At 46.6% G+C, this 16914-nt stretch carries 19 protein-coding genes; 8 read left to right on the top strand and 11 right to left on the bottom strand.

The genetic code is table 11. The annotated features are described in order from the left end of the window. Window positions 1–5: 5 nt before the first annotated feature. Window positions 6–869 (bottom strand): YicC/YloC family endoribonuclease, encoded by an 864-nt coding sequence (locus FBQ74_RS17035; protein WP_139757804.1) that lies wholly within the window; start codon window positions 867–869, stop codon window positions 6–8. A 210-nt stretch (window positions 870–1079) separates the two neighbouring features. On the opposite strand from FBQ74_RS17035, the gene FBQ74_RS17030 reads away from it, so the two are divergent. The 4 genes from FBQ74_RS17030 to tusA all read left to right on the top strand — a co-directional run bounded on the left by FBQ74_RS17030 (window position 1080) and on the right by tusA (window position 4786). Next, window positions 1080–3026 carry an alpha/beta hydrolase family protein gene (locus FBQ74_RS17030; protein ID WP_168190701.1) on the top strand — a complete coding sequence of 649 codons (1947 nt, stop codon included), beginning with the start codon at window positions 1080–1082 and terminating at the stop codon, window positions 3024–3026. 139 nt (window positions 3027–3165) lie between these two features. After that, complete coding sequence (gene rph, locus FBQ74_RS17025; protein ID WP_139757802.1) at window positions 3166–3879, top strand: ribonuclease PH; 714 nt, start codon at window positions 3166–3168, stop codon at window positions 3877–3879. Between the two features lie 11 nt (window positions 3880–3890). Beyond that, complete coding sequence (gene pyrE, locus FBQ74_RS17020; RefSeq protein ID WP_139757801.1) at window positions 3891–4532, top strand: orotate phosphoribosyltransferase; 642 nt, start codon at window positions 3891–3893, stop codon at window positions 4530–4532. A 2-nt stretch (window positions 4533–4534) separates the two neighbouring features. Next, window positions 4535–4786 (top strand): sulfurtransferase TusA, encoded by a 252-nt coding sequence (tusA, locus tag FBQ74_RS17015; RefSeq protein ID WP_139757800.1) that lies wholly within the window; start codon window positions 4535–4537, stop codon window positions 4784–4786. A gap of 51 nt (window positions 4787–4837) precedes the next feature. On the opposite strand, the gene FBQ74_RS17010 is transcribed toward tusA, so the two are convergent. The 6 genes from FBQ74_RS17010 to FBQ74_RS16985 all read right to left on the bottom strand — a co-directional run bounded on the left by FBQ74_RS17010 (window position 4838) and on the right by FBQ74_RS16985 (window position 9848). Next, window positions 4838–5635: a DUF1206 domain-containing protein gene (locus FBQ74_RS17010; RefSeq protein WP_232371948.1), complete on the bottom strand. Its 798-nt coding sequence runs from the start codon at window positions 5633–5635 to the stop codon at window positions 4838–4840. A 264-nt stretch (window positions 5636–5899) separates the two neighbouring features. Further along, window positions 5900–6355: a hypothetical protein gene (locus FBQ74_RS17005; RefSeq protein WP_139757799.1), complete on the bottom strand. Its 456-nt coding sequence runs from the start codon at window positions 6353–6355 to the stop codon at window positions 5900–5902. 92 nt (window positions 6356–6447) lie between these two features. Further along, the gene (locus tag FBQ74_RS17000; protein ID WP_139757798.1) at window positions 6448–7032 is read right to left on the bottom strand and encodes a YqaA family protein; all 585 of its coding nucleotides are present in this window, start codon (window positions 7030–7032) and stop codon (window positions 6448–6450) included. A 6-nt stretch (window positions 7033–7038) separates the two neighbouring features. Then, on the bottom strand, window positions 7039–8283 hold the full coding sequence (locus FBQ74_RS16995; RefSeq protein WP_232371947.1) for a metal-dependent hydrolase family protein: 1245 nt from the start codon (window positions 8281–8283) through the stop codon (window positions 7039–7041). A gap of 148 nt (window positions 8284–8431) precedes the next feature. Further along, window positions 8432–9001 (bottom strand): DUF1285 domain-containing protein, encoded by a 570-nt coding sequence (locus tag FBQ74_RS16990; protein ID WP_139757796.1) that lies wholly within the window; start codon window positions 8999–9001, stop codon window positions 8432–8434. Further along, window positions 8991–9848 (bottom strand): DUF3014 domain-containing protein, encoded by an 858-nt coding sequence (locus tag FBQ74_RS16985; RefSeq protein WP_139757795.1) that lies wholly within the window; start codon window positions 9846–9848, stop codon window positions 8991–8993. Before FBQ74_RS16985 ends, FBQ74_RS16990 begins: the two co-directional genes overlap by 11 nt. Window positions 9849–10144: 296 nt before the next feature. Between FBQ74_RS16985 and FBQ74_RS16980 the strand changes: the two genes are divergently transcribed. Further along, window positions 10145–10453 (top strand): DUF6482 family protein, encoded by a 309-nt coding sequence (locus FBQ74_RS16980; RefSeq protein WP_139757794.1) that lies wholly within the window; start codon window positions 10145–10147, stop codon window positions 10451–10453. Between the two features lie 4 nt (window positions 10454–10457). Here the strand turns inward: FBQ74_RS16980 and FBQ74_RS16975 are convergent, their stop codons facing one another. From FBQ74_RS16975 to FBQ74_RS16965, 3 genes are all read right to left on the bottom strand, one after another. Beyond that, entirely contained in the window at window positions 10458–10721 is a 264-nt protein-coding gene (locus tag FBQ74_RS16975) for a hypothetical protein (RefSeq protein ID WP_139757793.1), read from the bottom strand. 79 nt (window positions 10722–10800) lie between these two features. Continuing rightward, window positions 10801–11349: a DUF6702 family protein gene (locus tag FBQ74_RS16970; RefSeq protein WP_408641328.1), complete on the bottom strand. Its 549-nt coding sequence runs from the start codon at window positions 11347–11349 to the stop codon at window positions 10801–10803. Beyond that, window positions 11321–13795, bottom strand: a complete 2475-nt coding sequence (locus tag FBQ74_RS16965; RefSeq protein ID WP_232371946.1) for a M1 family metallopeptidase — start codon at window positions 13793–13795, stop codon at window positions 11321–11323. The genes FBQ74_RS16970 and FBQ74_RS16965 overlap by 29 nt, the downstream gene beginning before the upstream one ends. Before the next feature lie 205 nt (window positions 13796–14000). On the opposite strand from FBQ74_RS16965, the gene proB reads away from it, so the two are divergent. Genes proB through FBQ74_RS16950 form a run of 3 tightly spaced genes read left to right on the top strand, consistent with a single transcriptional unit; the run spans window position 14001 to window position 16558 of the window. After that, the gene (gene proB / locus FBQ74_RS16960) at window positions 14001–15131 is read left to right on the top strand and encodes a glutamate 5-kinase (protein ID WP_139757792.1); all 1131 of its coding nucleotides are present in this window, start codon (window positions 14001–14003) and stop codon (window positions 15129–15131) included. A gap of 57 nt (window positions 15132–15188) precedes the next feature. Beyond that, entirely contained in the window at window positions 15189–15629 is a 441-nt protein-coding gene (locus FBQ74_RS16955) for an acyl-CoA thioesterase (RefSeq protein ID WP_139757791.1), read from the top strand. Further along, window positions 15626–16558 carry a D-2-hydroxyacid dehydrogenase gene (locus FBQ74_RS16950; RefSeq protein ID WP_139757790.1) on the top strand — a complete coding sequence of 311 codons (933 nt, stop codon included), beginning with the start codon at window positions 15626–15628 and terminating at the stop codon, window positions 16556–16558. The genes FBQ74_RS16955 and FBQ74_RS16950 overlap by 4 nt, the downstream gene beginning before the upstream one ends. A 9-nt stretch (window positions 16559–16567) precedes the next feature. Here the strand turns inward: FBQ74_RS16950 and FBQ74_RS16945 are convergent, their stop codons facing one another. Beyond that, window positions 16568–16849, bottom strand: a complete 282-nt coding sequence (locus FBQ74_RS16945; RefSeq protein ID WP_139757789.1) for a hypothetical protein — start codon at window positions 16847–16849, stop codon at window positions 16568–16570. Between the last annotated feature and the right edge of the window lie 65 nt (window positions 16850–16914).

Raw genomic sequence — 16914 nt, 5'->3', positions numbered from 1 at the left:
AATTGCTACTCAATATTCTGGATCTGTTCGCGCATTTGCTCTATCAAAACTTTTAGCTCAACCGCCGATTGCGTGATAGCTGTACTGATTGACTTAGAGCCCAGGGTGTTAGCCTCACGATTGAACTCCTGCATCATAAAGTCCAGCCTGCGACCACATGCACCACCTTTTTTAAGAATATTACGCGTCTCATTAACATGTGAGTTAAGGCGATCGATTTCTTCGGCTACATCCACCTTTTGGGCAAGCATAATCATTTCCTGCTCAAACCGCCCTTCATCTAATTCGATTTTTGCTTCTTCAAAACGTGTCTGAATACGTTCACGCTGCCACTGCATGATTTCAGGCATTTTCTCTTTTACGGTGGCAACCTCAGTTTCGATACTATCCAGACGTTGCTCTATAAGTGATCTCAGTGTCTTACCTTCGGCTTCTCTTGCTTCGATGAACTGGTCAAGGGCGGTATCAAACCCGCTCATCGTATCGCTAAGGATCGTATCCATATCGGTTTCTTCGGCCGCAATCACGCCGGGCCAGCGCAATACATCCATCGGGTTCACACCGGTAGACTGGCCATGAGACTGTACCCAGTCAGCTGCGTGTAGCACCTGTTTAGCCAGGTCTTCATTAAGGGTAAGTGTAGACTGCGCATTATCCGAAGGAGTAAAACGTAAGCTGCACTCTACTTTGCCACGATGCAGCCGTTTGCGAAAACGCTCTCTAAGCATCGGTTCGAGTGAGCGAAACTGTTCTGGTAAACGGAAATAAGTTTCAAGAAAACGCTGGTTCACAGAGCGGATTTCCCACACTACCGAACCCCAGTCCTGTTTGATTTCGTTACGGGCAAATGCGGTCATACTGTAAATCATAGGAATAGCCTTTTTTGATCAGCGAATTTGATGCTATCGCTTGATGATACGTGAAGTCGATAGATAATGACTAGAAATCATTGTTTTTGCTGTTATCTATGCACTTCATTAAATTTGGTACAGGAGATATTGAATAGCAAATAACCTTTTCGTATGCTTTGCGACCATCATAATAATAAATTCGCAAAACACATGCACACGGACGTAAAAATGAAGTATATCCACCTGCTTATTTTAGTTTCTCTCGCACTTTTTTCGTTTTCAACTCAGGCAACGTTTACGTTAAACGACATAGCCAAAAATTATAAATATCAAAGCGCTAAGCTCTCTCCCGACGGCAGTAAGCTGGCCGTTAGCTTTGATGATAAAGGTGCCAGAAATCTGGCCATCTTCAGCCTGAAAGATTTCTCTGTTCTTGGTGGGGCCAGTCTGGGAACCCGCGGAGATGTGGGTAATTTCTACTGGGGTAATAATGAAAGAATAGTACTGGAAATATGGCGTCGTAAACCCTGGCAGACGGAATCGTCAAACTATGGCGAGCTGTATGCTGTTAACTACGACGGTACGCAGGGTGAGATGATTTACGGATTCACTGTGCAAGAGCGTATGGACACCAAAATTCGTCGTAAACAGGCGACCGAAGGCTGGGCTGAAATTATAAGTATTCTGCCTGACGATAAGCGGCATATTCTAATCTCCTCTACGCCCATGTCAGAAGGAAACTATCGCTATGCCTCAGTTCATAAATTAGATATTTATACGGGGAGATTGCTTAAACCTGTCACGTTAGCTCCCGCCCAGCAGGCCAGCTTTTTTGCTGATAAGCAGGGTAATCTGAAAATGGCAATTGGTACTGACGAAAGCGGCGATAAGAAGATATATCGCTATATTGATGAAGAGTGGAGTGAGGTTTCTGACAACTTCGGCAACGCTTTCCAGCCCGTCGCGCTTAGTAACAACGCTAAAGATGCCATCTATCTGGATAACTTCGAACAGGATAAAGTGGGCCTGTTCAGAATGTCTCTTGAAACAGGTAAACGGGAAGAGATTTACACGGATAAGAAGGTCTCGCTTTCGCCTGGTAGTATTAACGTGACGGTCGACAATACTGATGCCTATGCAATCCGGGTAGATGACGGCCGCCCCGCTTATATGATGTTTGAAGATGCAGGAGAAGAGGCAAGTCTGTTCAAAGGTATGCTTAGTGCGTTGCCGGGGTATTCACTTTCTTTAACCAGCCGGTCGAGTAATGGCCGATACTGGGTATTATACGCTTACAATGACATTGATGCGGGTACGTTCTATTTATTTGATAAGTCTTCCGGTCAGCTGACTCAGTTGCTGGCGAATATGAACCATATCAGTATTGATGATTTCTCTGAAACACAGCCGGTCACTTTTCCTGCTACCGACGGCACACTTATTCATGGCTATCTGACTTACCCGGTAGGTAAGGCTAAAGATGAAAAGGTCCCCCTGGTGACATTAGTGCATGGCGGGCCTCACGGTGTCCGTGATTATTGGGGATTCGACCGGGATGTTCAGATGCTGGCTGGTCAGGGCTATGCAGTGCTTCAGGTTAATTACCGTGGGTCGGGTGGTTATGGTACTGATTATCAGCAAGCCGGATACCATCACTGGGGTGATTTAATGCAACAGGATATTATCGATGGTACGCGCTGGGCAGCTGAGCAGGGAAATATTGATAAAGCAAATATTTGCATTATGGGGGCAAGTTTTGGCGGCTATTCTGCACTGATGTCAGCATCGCTGGCACCCGATCTGTTCAAATGCGCGATATCAATGGCAGGTGTCTACGATTTGAATCTGATGTATGAAGAAGGTGATACACCTACCGAGCTTTGGGGTGAAAGCTTTTTAAAACGTGCAATTGGCACCGACCAAAAGCAGTTGGCTGACTTTTCTCCGGTGAACCACGTTCAGTCTATTGGTGGTCCTGTTCTTATCGCGCACGGAAAAAGAGATCGCCGCGTGCCTTTTGAGCATGCTGAACGATTGAAAACTGCGCTGGATAACGCTCAAAAGTCTTATGAGTGGTTTGTTCGGGATGAAGAAACCCACGGGTTTTATGATGAGAATAATCGCGCTGAGTACTACAGTGAGGTGGCAAAGTTTCTTCAAACAAACTTCAATTAATTTCTTACCGGCGGGCCATCCGGCCCGCTTACACCGCGCTATAAATCTTTTATTCGATGCTCAACTTGATTAGGCAAGTGCGTTATACTTACCGCACTTTACTATGTACATAAAAAATGTGCCTAATCAGGAGAAACCTATGCGTCCAAGTGGCAGAACTGCCAGTCAAATCCGTCCGGTCACCATTACCCGTAACTTTACCTGTCATGCCGAAGGCTCTGTGCTGATAGAGTTTGGCAATACTAAAGTACTTTGTAATGCAACGGTGGAAGAAGGTGTGCCACGGTTCATGAAAGGTCAGGGCAAAGGCTGGGTAACAGCTGAGTACAGCATGTTGCCACGTTCTACCCACACCCGTAGTCAGCGTGAAGCAGCCCGGGGCAAGCAAGGCGGACGTACACTGGAAATCCAGCGGCTGATTGCCCGCTCCCTGCGCGCCGCTATTGATCTGAAATTGTTAGGCGAAAACACCATTACACTGGATTGTGATGTTATCCAGGCGGACGGTGGCACACGAACAGCGTCTATCACAGGAGCGTGTGTTGCACTGGTTGATGCGCTGACGTATATGCGCGCCAAAGGTATTATCAAAGCCAACCCGTTAAAGCACATGATTGCCGCACTGTCAGTGGGTATTCACGATGGTGCAGCCATCGCTGATTTGGAGTACACAGAAGACTCAACAGCCGAAACTGACATGAATATTGTTATGACTGAAACCGGCAAGCTTATTGAAGTACAAGGTACTGCTGAGGGTGAACCGTTCTCGTTCGACGAAATGAACGAGATGCTGGAGATTGCTAAGCACGGTTTGCGCGAATTGTTTGATGCACAAAAGGCTGCACTGGCGTAAGGAGAAGGGCTATGAAACCGTTCCAGAAAGAATTTATTGAGTTTGCAATTGCCCGCGGCGTACTGAAATTTGGTGAATTTACCTTAAAATCTGGTCGAACGAGCCCTTACTTCTTCAATGCAGGGCTATTTAATCGTGGCGGTGACCTGGCCAAGCTTGGTCGGTTCTATGCGGCTGCGCTGATGGATGCCGGAATTGAGTTCGATGTATTATTCGGGCCTGCTTACAAAGGGATTCCAATTGCAACCACCACCGCTGTAGCGTTAGCTGATCAGCATGATGTAGACACCCCTTATTGCTTTAACCGCAAAGAAGCCAAGACGCATGGCGAGGGCGGAAATCTGGTGGGTAGTCCACTGGAAGGTAAAGTTATGCTGGTGGATGATGTTATCACCGCTGGTACCGCTATTCGTGAGTCTATGCAGCTGATTGAGCAGAATAATGCTTCATTGGCTGGGGTTTTGATTGCGTTAGACCGTCAGGAGCGTGGTCAGGGTGAATTGTCCGCTATACAGGAAGTTGAGCGAGATTTTGATACGCAAGTTGTTTCCATTGTGACACTAGCCGATGTTGTTTCGTATCTCAAAGAACAACCGGCACAACAGGATCGTATCAACACAATTAACGCCTATCGTGAGCAATACGGAATCTGACTGTGAATGATATAAACGATTTTCACGATGCGGATTATCAGCTGGATGCAAAAGGACTACGGTGCCCCGAACCGGTAATGATGATTCGCCTGAAAGTCAGAAAAATGGCTGATGGCGAAACGGTATATATTACAGCGGACGATCCGTCTACGGCGCGTGATGTTCCAAGTTTCTGTCGGTTCATGCAACATACTTTGCTTAAATCGCAAACCGATGAGTTACCTTACGAATATCTTATTAAAAAAGGGGGCTAAAGCCCCCTTTTTTCTTACTCTAATATATTTCACAAAACCTGGTCTTTACACTCAGGTTTTGTGATAGCGACTTTCAATCGCACAGAAAATACCAAATAAGAAAATACCCGCACCGACCACCATTAGTGCATATTGACCATAGCTTTGCTGCACAATGGTATCCAGCGCTTCTTTAAGGCCGCCAGCTTCCTGGGGATCAGCCTTATAGGCTGCCTGAATGAAAAATCCCCCAACCAGAATATAAACAATACCCCGTGCAAAGAAGCCCATACGCCCTACCACACGACTCAGCTTTTTAATTCTTGCCGACATTCTGTGAACATCGAACTTGTCCATGAAGTCTGCTTTGAACGCGTGTTTGAACTGTATAAAAGAGAAGATAACGATGATGATACCGACCGCAGCGACCAGATATATGCCCCACTGTTGCTGCATCAGGGTTGATGACATTTCCTCGCTGTTACTCTGGCCGCCGCTTGACGATCCACCCGCTCCCTGGAATACTTTGATAGCCAGATAGGTACCAAATGCGTAGATGATGCCGGATACAAAATAGAATATTCGCGTAACAACATCTTTCGCTTTGCTCATATCCAGGTTATCTATATTAAGACCGGCCTGAACAAAGCGCCAAAGTACGTAACATGCCATACCGACGATGACTGCGCCCAGCAGAATTCGCCCAAAGGGTTGCTCAAGAATAGACATGAAAACATTTTTTTGAGACGGGGAATCTGACCCGTAAGCGCCAATGGCAGATTGTAGAATCAGTACGCCTAAAAGACAGTACACAACAGTTTTAGCTGCATACCCGCCAAAGGCCAGCATAGATTTCCAGTTATCAGTCAAGATCTTGCTCCGTAAATATTGTTATTATCTGCTTACGGTTTAATGACCTTTCATGATTACTTCATATTCAATAAATATAAATTAAGACCGGATAGATTTAAGTAACGTCTGATGGACAAGGTTTTTGGAATGCTCTGAACTACAGGTAAAATCGGTGACGTGCAAAGCGTGATGCTGCAAAAGTCGTTTCATTGTTTCGACGCTTAGTGTGATGTGCACCATGTTTTCGGGTTGAGCAGACTGATTAGACATTTTCATAGCTGCTTAGTGAAGTAATTGCCCGTCAGGACCGGTAGTCGGGGAAGGCTGGTCATCGTTGAGTGATTGCACTATCGCCTGAATAAGTTTCGCGACCTGAGGCTCACTGGCATATAACGGCGTTAGTGCGATAAGCTGCTGCTGAGCATCCTGTATTATTTCCTGCGCTGCGCGTTTTTCTCCCGCCGCTCGATAATGATTAGACAGGTAAATGGCCAGCGCACCGTAGGCGATAAAATCCTGAGAAATAAGCGTAGCGCCTTCTTCAGGGCTGCGTAGAGATTGTATGATGGCCTGAGCTATTTCCAGTGCCTGTCCGCTGCAATGAATGGCACTGGCTTCATCCCCCTCTTCCAGAAAGCGGTTGGCGGTCTGCTGCATCTGAGTACGCTGCACTCTCGCATCCTCAGGGTTAGCCTGTAACCATTGTTTATACTTGCTGCTTATATAACTCGACCGCACCGGAATCTCCTTAAACATATTTAATGTAAATGAGAATTATTATCAATAATAGAGTGCTTTATATCGTTCGTCAATATCGCTTGTGCAGTTCGTCAAAATAATGTGCTGACGTACCAGAGTAATAAAACCAGCAGTGTCAGCCCAACAATTGCACTTGCTTTGTATTGGCGGATTAGCGCTTCTGCCTGATTACCAGCAATGTATACCACAACAGCCAGTCCAAAATACCGAATTGAGCGAGCTATCACCGTCGCCAGCACGAAAAAGAACAGAGAGTATTTAGCAGCGCCAGCTGCCAGCATGGCTATTTGAAAGGGGATGGGTGCTATGCCAAGGGTCAGCACAAACCAGAAGCCCTGACGCTGCATTTGCTGTTTAACGCTATCGAATTGCTCCTGGTTAGAGAATGTTTCAATGACCCAGTCACCGACAAGATCGAACAGGAAATAACCAAGACCATAGCCAATAATAGCGCCAACCAGGCAACCCAGGGTGGCCATGAACGCGATCATCCACAGCTTATCGCGTCTGGCCTGCATCAGGGGGACGAGCACAGCCTCTAAAGGAATAGGGACAACAGTTGATTCGAGCATTGAGGCAATCGCCACACCCGAAAGCATATTTTCAGAATTTTTTAACCTTCGGGTTCTTTCCTTAACCTGTGCGCGTATGCCCATGGCGTCCTACTTTTGTTTCATGACCTTACCATCCTTCATTACGAAGGTAACAGATTCCATTACGCTGATATCTTCAATTGGGTTCCCATTTACAGCGATAATATCGGCCAATTTACCGCTTTCTACGCTGCCTAACTGGTCATCTATTTTAAGCATCGCTGCTGCATGTTTTGTTGCGCTAAGCAATGCATCGGCTTCTGACATACCGGCTTCAACCATAAAGCCAAATTCCTGGGCGTTATCACCATGTGCTGATACGCCGGAGTCGGTACCAAAAGCGATGTTAACACCGGCATTATGCGCCTTTTTAAAGGTATCCTGTATCAATGGCCCTATCTCTTTGGCTTTAGGGCGAACCAGCTCAGGGAAATAGCCATCTATTTTTGCTTTTTCAGCAACAAACTTACCCGCCATAATCGTCGGAACATAGTAAGTATTGTTCTGCTTCATCAGGTCCATCGCTTCTTCATCCATGTAGGTGCCATGTTCTATTGAAGTCACCCCCGCTTTGATGGCCCGTTTCATTCCTTCTTTACCATGCGCATGCACTGCAACGGTCATATCGTAGTCGTTGGCAGTTTCAACAATCGCCTGTAGCTCGTCGTCCATAAACTGAGGGTTCTGACCACTTTTAGCCACACTCAGCACGCCACCAGTGGCGGTTATTTTAATAACATCTGCACCATCCTGGTAACGCTGTCTGACCGCTTCGCGCGCTTCTGCGGTGCCATTGACCACACCGCTTGCCGGACCTGTATCCGGTCGGATAACACGCGCCATACCGTTGCTCGGATCAGCATGACCACCGGTTGTGGCAATTGATTTGGCGGCAGTATAAATACGTGGCCCTTCCAGTAAGCCTTTATCAATGGCCTTTCTCAGGGCTACTGTTTCGTTGTAGATATCACCAAGATTACGAACAGTGGTAAACCCGGCATGGACGGTTTTTTTCGCATAGTTTGCGGCCGTCAGAGCGTAATCAGCTTCATTCTTAGTGTATCGTTCAAGATAAGCACCGGGTCCGCTTTGCGAAGACAAATGAACATGCATATCCATAAGGCCCGGAAGCACTGTACTATTTTTTAAATCGATGACTTCATCATCGTTGCCTGCTTTTGCATAACCATCTTTTACTTCTGCTATCTTGTTACCTTCAATCACAATCGTTACGTTGTTTCGCAGCGATGTACCGGTTCCGTCAAACAGCTTTCCCGCATGTATTAACGTATCAGCAGTAACACTTGCGGTCATCAGACTACCTAGGCACAGACAAAGACAAGAAAGTTTATTATTCATAAAGCGCGCTTCCGTTTTTAAGGTGAAGGGTAACAATAGGGCAGAGCGGACGGGCATGTAAAGTAGTTGTAAAAGTGGCCCACACGGACCACTTGGCAGAAAACTATTCCGGAAGTTCTCCGATAACAAAAGGTTCATATTCACTGGTAACAAACAGCTGCTGGCGTCCATTTTTGTGTCGGCGCTCTGCGTGCTCAACCAGCTGATAATAGACGTTTTGATTAATACGGGCCCAGAGGTTTGTTCTTACACATACGTAAGGTATTGGCGTGCTATCTGGCGCGCCAAGTGCCTGCGGAGGCTCACGGAGCTCAAGGGGATGATTAGAAGACAATGTAAATCGGTCACCGACATTAGTAGTAAACACGATGCTGTCATCGTCCTCTTCCCATTGAGTAACCAAAAATGGCACGTCTTCAACAGTTATTCCGAGCTTTTCGACGGGTGTGACCAGAAAATAATTTTCATCTTCTTTCTTAATGACCGAAGAAAATAACCGTACCAGTGACTGTCGGCCTATAGGGCTATCCTCATAGTGCCAACTGCCATCCAGCTTGATAGTCATGTTCATATTGCCGCAAAATTCCGGATCCCACTTGTCGACGGGAGGAATACTGCGGGTGGTATCTCCCGCAGCATCCGTAATTTGCTGGCTGAATCTGTTAAGATCCATTTTCTTCCTCGAGCATAGCTTTTATTTCGCGTAACTTGGCTTTAATACGACGCATGTTGTCAGGGCCTGTACGCAATAGTTGCTTTTGCGGTGCGCTCAGATTTTCCAGTTGCGGATCAGCATACTTATACGCCACTGAATCACTGTAAACCTCTACTGGAACCGGTACCTCAGGTGTATCGAGCAACTCATTGATAGCTTTAACAGCCACGGTATCAAAAGATTCATCCGGATTACCGATCTCGGCATATTTTTCCTGAATCTGAGGACGGTAATTTTTATACAGATTTACCAGCTCTTCATTATCCATTGATTCCATCATGTTGACATACGGCGTATAGCGTTTGTAGCTTGCAGCATCGATCCATTCTTTGCCAGCCTGGCTGTATACGCGAAATGTCTGTTCAGGCGCTTTAAGCGGCTGCTGGTTAGCCATCTCCTCATTGGCAACGTTCGTTACTGAAACGACAAAGCGCTGCAATAATCCTTCGTCTACCAGAAATGTGTTGGTATCTTCCTGCTCACTTAGTCCGGACAGTGAGTTTTTGATGCCCTCGTCACTGCTATCCAGTGGTTCTGGTTCGACTTCTTCCTGCTCTGGCATTGGCTCAGGCTCTGTTTCAGGGTCAATTTCTACCGGTTCAGGCTCGGGGGTTCCCTCAAACTCTTCGGTATCGCCCTGATCGGAAGGTAAGGTTTCTTGCGGTTCAACCGTCGGCTCGGCTTCCTCTACCTGTTCAGACGAATCATCAGAAGGCCAGAACACAACGGCCAGAATAATAATGATGATAATGGCTATTAATACAATGTGCGGGGCTACCTTGCGTTTTTCTGACGGGTCACTCATAACATATCCACCATATAAAATTAATCCTCAGAACAATGTCTTACAAGAATCATACTTGCTATGCGTTTATGACGAAAGGGCATTAGACGCACAAACGCAAATTTCCATGATTGGTTCATTTTCCTACATAAAAAAGACAGAATTTGATCGTTTTAACGCCAAAAATCTTTAAACCAACGCCTCTCATTAGTCACTAAAGCTAAACACCAACAGAGCGAGATTTGCAAAGATTTAATGAACATCAACCTGACGGAGAAAGTATAGTAAAGAACCCAAATGCTATGCGGGAGTCAATCATGCATAAGTTTCTGATGAAAGATATTGAGCAAAGAAACCCGGATATTGATTATCTTGAAGTTCAGTCATTTGAAATGAATGTTTATCTGGTGCAGATAACCATTGGCGAGAAAACCGGGTTTATTTATGATGACAGCGACCGCCCAATGCGCTTTTTCAGTGCTGGTCATATTCGTGAAGCGTTTGCATCATGCCAGGTTACCCAGGCAGTAATGATTCACGATACGCCTTACGATGAAATGATTGGCAATCCGCCTAAATCAAAAACACAAACCGCTTTACCGTTTACCATGCAGTTGCCGTACTAGTGGGTTACACCATCTGCGAAACAATCTGAATCAGCATTCCCGCTACACTTCCTGCGGCAAAACCTACCCAGGTATTTTTAAGCAAATATCTGAACAGCGCCGCGCCGAACAGTCCGCACCACAACATCGTTGAATACAACGACAGCGTAGCGCCACCAGTACCAGAATCAGGTAGAAACAGCAGTACAATAAATGTCAGCGCCATTGCGCCTGAAAGATATACCCAGATAATATTCTTTCTATTTGAGAAGCTATCTGATGTACTCATAAAAAAATCAGCCCGTTAACCATTATTTTTTTATAATGGATAAAGCGGGCTGATGTTGCAATGATGTTAATGTAAGACTTTAGTGGTGATGGCCTTCAAACTCGACTTCCAGCAATGTTGCATTGCCTTCAAACCGTAGCGTTTTTATATCACCCATCCCTTCAACGTTTAACGTATTGACCTGAGATGGCCACAAGTCTCGCAATGCATCGTGCTGAATTTGAAGTCCTTCAAGCTCTGGCGGCTGAGCCGTTTCCTGGTAAACCCAGAAGAATTTACCTTCCGTTTCAAAGCCAACCAAGTTGAGGGCAAGCGCCTTGCCACCGGCATTACGAACTGAAAAGCGCTGTGTAACATACTCAGCAAACGCCTGTTGCGTCTTCTTATCGTCCAGTATGTCTGCCTGCTTATCGAACAGACGCTTAACGGCATGCTCAGCATCATGCAGATTGAAGCGATGCATGACTTCGATGTTTTCCGTGCGCGGATTAAACAGCACAGTAGTAATGGCTGCTTTAATCTGATGCGCCTGTACCTGGGCACATGACACCAACAGCAAAGCCATAAGGCTCCACTGCATGGTGCGCTGAAATACAGACTTAGTCGTCATCGCTATCACTGTCGTCATCTTCAGTCTTCAGTTCAGTCTTACTTTCCTGCATCAGGTCTTTGTAAACACGTCTGCTGCTCTTTTCTGACTTATAGGCTTCAATACGAGACGGAATAATGCGGCGTGGATAGTAGTTATTCTCCACATCTACATCAGCGGTTTCCCAGCGTGGGTCAACCGCAACGCTAACCAGCTCTTTGTCTTTTTCTGTGACAATCAGATTAGAAACAGCCTTGGGCGTACGGCGCCAGATTTCAGCCGGAATTCGCTTCATCTGTTTAGTACCGTCAGCAAACTCTAATTCAAGAATGATTGGCATAACCAGACCGCCCTGATTGGAGAATTCCATGACATAGTAATTTTTGTCTTCACGGACAGCTCGCTCAAACGCTTTACGTTCCCACGGTTCTAAATCTTTCAGGAATTTTCGGTACTTATTGCGATCTTTGTTAGTCGGGGTGTATTGATCGTTATCGTCGTAGAAATCTTTGATATCGTCAAAACGTTCAACCCACAGCTGACGACCTTCCTGTTCATTACGCTCAACGGTCAGAGACATTGGTTTTTCCATCTCAGCTTCACGTTGACGCTTCAGGTCAATATCCGGATCTTCAGTGTCCAGACGCAGTTTGTATACGCGGTCAATCGCGATATCGACATGGTCTGTGCTGTAGAACCAGCCACGCCAGAACCAGTCAAGATCTACACCTGACGCTTCTTCCATCGTGCGGAAGAAATCTGCTGGCGTAGGACGCTTGAACATCCAGCGTTGGGCATATTCGCGAAAAGCAAAATCAAACAGTTCACGGCCCAGGATAGTTTCACGCAAGATATTCAGGGCAACAGCGGGCTTGGTGTAAGCGTTCGGACCCAGGTGCAGTACTGAATCTGACTGTGTCATGATAGGCACCTGAGACGATGACTTCATATAACCTACTACATCACGCGGCTCTACACCCCATGGAATATTCGGATCCCATTCACGACCTGCAACACCGTCAAGGAAGCTGTTCAGGCCTTCATCCATCCAGGTCCACTGACGCTCGTCCGAGTTTACAATCATAGGGAAATAGTTATGACCCACTTCGTGAATTACCACGCCAATCAAAAAGCGCTTTTCAGCCAGCGAATAGGTACGTGAGCCGTCATCCTGTAAGTCAGTACGAGGACCGTTGAAGGAAATCATCGGGTATTCCATACCGCCAACAGGACCGTTTACGGACTGGGCTGTCGGATAGGGGTAGTCAAAGGTAAAGCGGTTATACACATCCAGTGTGTGGATGACTGATTCAGTAGAGTATTTCTTCCACAAATCGCCGCCTTCTTTAGGGTAGAAAGACATTGCCATAACTAATGGTGTGTCTTCATTATCCTGCTCAAAGCCGCGCGCATCCCACATAAATTTACGTGATGATGCCCAGGCGAAATCACGGATATTTTCCGCTTTAAAGCGCCAGGTTTTGGTTTTGGACGTACCGGCTTTTTCGTTCTCCAGCGCTTCTTCTGCAGTAACAACAAAAACAGGGCGTTCGGCATTTTCAGCTTTTTTCAGACGGTCGCGCTGTGTCTTGGTTAAAACATCTTTCGGGTTCTGTAAGGTACCGGTAGACGAAACAATATGATCGGCAGGAACAGTAATGTTCACATCATAGTTACCAAATTCCAGCGTGAACTCGCCGCGGCCAATAAATTCTTTATTGGTCCATGCTTCATAGTCTGTATATGCAGCAAGGCGAGGGAACCATTGCGCCAGCAAAAAGATGTCGTTGCCGCCTTCACGCTCATCATCCGGGAAGTGCTCGTAACCCGCGCGAGCGCTGACAGCATCTTCCTCTACGATGTTAAATGCAAAATCAATTTGAAGATTTGTTTGCTGACCAGGTTTAAGTGGCTTATCCAAATCAACGCGCATCAGCGTACCCACAATAACGTGGTGCAGCTTTTTGCCGTTGCCGGTAGCGACTTTCTGAATGTCGTAACCTAATTCAGTGTCTTCTACAAACTGCTGACGACGCAATGCACCCATGCTTAGCCGCGCTGGCGCATCAGAAGATGCTGATTTGGTAGCCGGACCACGATTCCCGATACCGCCAAAGGTCGTTGTCAGTGCTGACATAGAGTCTTCGCGATATTTATTCTGATCAAGCTGAATCCAGAGGTATTTCAGCGTGTCAGGCGAATTATTCTGATAAGTGATTTGTTCTGACGCTTCGATGCGACGATTTTCTTCATTTAGTTTTACGTCGATCTTATAGTCTACTTTTTGCTGCCAATACTGGTGACCGGGTGCACCGGCTGCATTTCGATAGACATTTGGCGTGGGCAGGGTTTCTTCCAGCTGTCGGAATTTATCTTCAAAGTCGCCTTTTGTTTGTTTTATCGCTGAACTGGCGGCAACCGGTAAATGCAGCATCACTGATACTGCAGACACCAGCCAGAACAGGCGGTTTTGTCGTTTGCTCATGCAGATTCCTTGCTAGATATTGCTAAGTTAAGGGCATCGAATTTGTCATTCTATCGTTAGTTGATGCATTTTTGCAGGTCTTAGCCGCAATAAGTCAAAAATTCACCGCAAAGACGGGTCGTAAAAATTAAATGAAATAAGCGCTTTTTCAGTTATCACATTCTGTCGTATGCTTAAAATTCTTTCCTTTTTCGGCATAACATATATGAACAGGCTGAGCTGGCAGCGTGCAGTTATCAAGGTAGGCAGCGCACTAATCGCGCCAGAAGGCAGAGGGTGTAATCCGAAGCTTTTACAGCCTCTTGCGCAATTTATAATGCGCTCACAGCAAGCCGGCAAAGATGTCATTATTGTTTCATCAGGAAGTGTAGCGGCCGGGCGTCAACAAGTGCCTGTTACACACCGGCCTACTATTGCTGAAAAACAGGCGATGGCAGCAATTGGTCAGACCCGGATGATGGCGTGCTGGCAGGAATTACTCGACCGCCCCTGTGCCCAGCTTCTGCTTACCGCCGGTGATCTGCACGACCGTACCCGATACGTAAATATAAAAAACACCATCAATCAGCTTCTCAAGCATGGGGCTATTCCGGTTATCAACGAGAATGACACCGTTGCAGTGGACGAACTTAAAGTGGGTGATAATGACAATCTGGCAGCCTATACCGCACTGGTTTCACAGGCTGATACGCTGATTATCTGTTCAGATATTGATGGGTTATATACGGCTGATCCCAGGAAAGACCCCTCTGCCACCCGCCTTGATAAAGTATTCAATATTGACGATAAAATTATGAGTCTGGCCGGCGGTGCCGGTTCAGCGGTGGGCACCGGTGGTATGCTGACTAAACTTCAAGCCGCCAAAACCTGTATGGGCAGTGGCATTCAGGCCTGCATTATTAATGGTCACCATAAGGCAGTGTTTGAGGCGCTTAGCAAAGGAAAGCTTGATGGTTCGCTGTTTTGCCCCTCTCAGGCACCTGTTCACGCGCGCAAATTGTGGTTGCAACACACGCTGAAATCCCGTGGCACACTTATTGTTGATGGTGGCGCCAAGGAAGCTGTTTGCGGCCGGGGAGCCTCTTTGCTGGCAAAGGGAATAGTAGATATTAAGGGAAACTTTCGGGTGGGGGATGCTGTAACAGTTGAACACAATAATACGGCTATCGCCAAAGGCCTGGTAAATTATAATAGTGAAGACTTACTGTCGATAAAAGGCTTTAATAGTAAAGATTTTGAGAGTCTCATAGGATTTTCCAGAGGGTCGGAAATTATCCATCGTGACGACCTGATTTTGTTAGCGTCTCAATCAGGTTTACACTCTGAAAGTTCCTGACAGGGTGGGAATTCTGTATCAGGCAACGTATGCTATTCTTTTTGACTGAGTCTGATTATGACTGATTTTGCACCCTCACTGGCCGATTATCCTTATCATATTGAGCTGACCACACGTGCGCAGGATTGCGATGCACTTGGTCATATCAGTAATGTGGTGTTTTATAGCTTTTTTGATTCAGTAGTAAATCAGTTTTTAAGTGAACGCTGTGAGCTCAATGTTGCCTCAAGTAAGATTGTGCCGTTTGTCACCGGCTCCCAGTGTCAGTACATGTCAAACGTCAGCTATCCAGAGCCCATTGCTGTGGGTTTACGGGTTATAAAGTTGGCCCGCAGCGCAGTCACATTCGGTGTGTCGGTATATGCTGGCGAGACCGGGCGGCGTGCTGCCCATGGTCAGTTCATGCAAATATTTGTAGAGCGCGCTACAGACAAAGTGGTGCCGATACCCAGTCACATCAAATTGCAGCTGGATGCGTTGAGCGAGGACCTGGAATGAAAGGTGTAATACTTGATATGGCTTCTTTGAAGCCGGACGATCTGGATTTAGCTTCGCTGGAAGCCTTACCTGTCAGCTGGACCTACTTTGATAATACAGCCGCCAACGAGGTAAATGCCCGCATCAAGGATGCGCAAATTATCCTGACTAACAAAGTCGTGTTGAGCGAACAAAACTTAAATGACAGTCAGTGTCGCTATATTGGCGTGCTCGCTACGGGCATGAATAATGTAGATACCGACTATTGTCAGGCCCATGATATCAGGGTGGCCAATGTAGAAGGCTACGGTACAGGCTCTGTGGTTCAGCATGCACTCATGCTGCTGCTCAATCTGACTACCTCGTTTGTGAGGTACAATCAGTCTGTTAACGCATCCCGCTGGCAGCAGTCTGAGCATTTTTGTTTGCTTGATTTTCCGATAACCGAGCTTCGTGATAAACATTTGGTGATAGTCGGTAGCGGCCAGCTGGGTAGCGGCTTTGCCCGTGTCTGCCAGGCGTTGGGTATGCGGGTAAGTTTCAGCGCGCGACCAGGTAGCAGTGATGACCCGCGACCGCCATTGGATGATTTGCTTAGTCAGGCCGACGTAGTGAGTCTGCATTGTCCGGCGACGCGTGATACCGAAAACCTTATTAATAAAGCTGCGCTGGAAAAGATGAAGCCCAGTACATTTCTCATCAACACTGCTCGTGGCACGCTGGTGGATGAACACGCACTGGCCGAGGCTCTGCGCTCTGGCAGTATTGCTGGCGCAGGACTGGACGTGCTTAGTACAGAGCCACCTTCATCAGATAATCCGTTGCTGGCTGAGCCATTGGATAACCTTATTATTACCCCGCATTCAGCGTGGGGAGCGACGGAATCCAGACAGCGTTTGCTGGATAAAGCCGTATCCAACATTGAGCAGTTTTTGCAGCACAGCGCATAGACGTCGTATCTACAGGCGATTTATTTTCTGATTAAGCTCATAAGTGGAATCAGTCACAATCGCCTCCAGCGTCTCCACTCTTTTTCTTAAAGCGGAAATTTCCTTATCCTTTTCAACACTGTTTTGTTTTTGTGCTGAGCGACCTGAGGTACTTTTTCGGTTTGCAGATATAAATGGGTTTTCAGTTGTGCCGTTCATCCAGGCTACAAACTGCCAGCCGTACCGGGCGTCAAAATAATAAGCCACGCCAATCAGGGTGAATACAAGCGTTAGTGTAATGATTGCTGTCATCGTTCTTTTCCTCTTACTGGTTTGGATATACAGTCATCACTGTTTTCGCTTTATTACGTTGTGCC

Source organism: Salinimonas iocasae, assembly GCF_006228385.1.
GTDB classification, from domain to species: Bacteria; Pseudomonadota; Gammaproteobacteria; order Enterobacterales; family Alteromonadaceae; genus Alteromonas; species Alteromonas iocasae.
This window is presented reverse-complemented; position numbering and strand designations above follow the sequence as displayed.

Bases quoted from the DNA above. Each gene is read 5' to 3' on its own strand.
- FBQ74_RS17035 (WP_139757804.1), bottom strand. From the start codon at position 869: ATGATTTACAGTATGACCGCATTTGCCCGTAACGAAATCAAACAGGAC.
- FBQ74_RS17030 (WP_168190701.1), top strand. From the start codon at position 1,080: ATGAAGTATATCCACCTGCTTATTTTAGTTTCTCTCGCACTTTTTTCG.
- rph (WP_139757802.1), top strand. From the start codon at position 3,166: ATGCGTCCAAGTGGCAGAACTGCCAGTCAAATCCGTCCGGTCACCATT.
- pyrE (WP_139757801.1), top strand. From the start codon at position 3,891: ATGAAACCGTTCCAGAAAGAATTTATTGAGTTTGCAATTGCCCGCGGC.
- FBQ74_RS17000 (WP_139757798.1), bottom strand. From the start codon at position 7,032: ATGGGCATACGCGCACAGGTTAAGGAAAGAACCCGAAGGTTAAAAAAT.
- FBQ74_RS16995 (WP_232371947.1), bottom strand. From the start codon at position 8,283: ATGACCGCAAGTGTTACTGCTGATACGTTAATACATGCGGGAAAGCTG.
- FBQ74_RS16990 (WP_139757796.1), bottom strand. From the start codon at position 9,001: ATGGATCTTAACAGATTCAGCCAGCAAATTACGGATGCTGCGGGAGAT.
- FBQ74_RS16985 (WP_139757795.1), bottom strand. From the start codon at position 9,848: ATGAGTGACCCGTCAGAAAAACGCAAGGTAGCCCCGCACATTGTATTA.
- FBQ74_RS16980 (WP_139757794.1), top strand. From the start codon at position 10,145: ATGCATAAGTTTCTGATGAAAGATATTGAGCAAAGAAACCCGGATATT.
- FBQ74_RS16975 (WP_139757793.1), bottom strand. From the start codon at position 10,721: ATGAGTACATCAGATAGCTTCTCAAATAGAAAGAATATTATCTGGGTA.
- FBQ74_RS16970 (WP_408641328.1), bottom strand. From the start codon at position 11,349: ATGACGACAGTGATAGCGATGACGACTAAGTCTGTATTTCAGCGCACC.
- FBQ74_RS16965 (WP_232371946.1), bottom strand. From the start codon at position 13,795: ATGAGCAAACGACAAAACCGCCTGTTCTGGCTGGTGTCTGCAGTATCA.
- proB (WP_139757792.1), top strand. From the start codon at position 14,001: ATGAACAGGCTGAGCTGGCAGCGTGCAGTTATCAAGGTAGGCAGCGCA.
- FBQ74_RS16955 (WP_139757791.1), top strand. From the start codon at position 15,189: ATGACTGATTTTGCACCCTCACTGGCCGATTATCCTTATCATATTGAG.
- FBQ74_RS16950 (WP_139757790.1), top strand. From the start codon at position 15,626: ATGAAAGGTGTAATACTTGATATGGCTTCTTTGAAGCCGGACGATCTG.
- FBQ74_RS16945 (WP_139757789.1), bottom strand. From the start codon at position 16,849: ATGACAGCAATCATTACACTAACGCTTGTATTCACCCTGATTGGCGTG.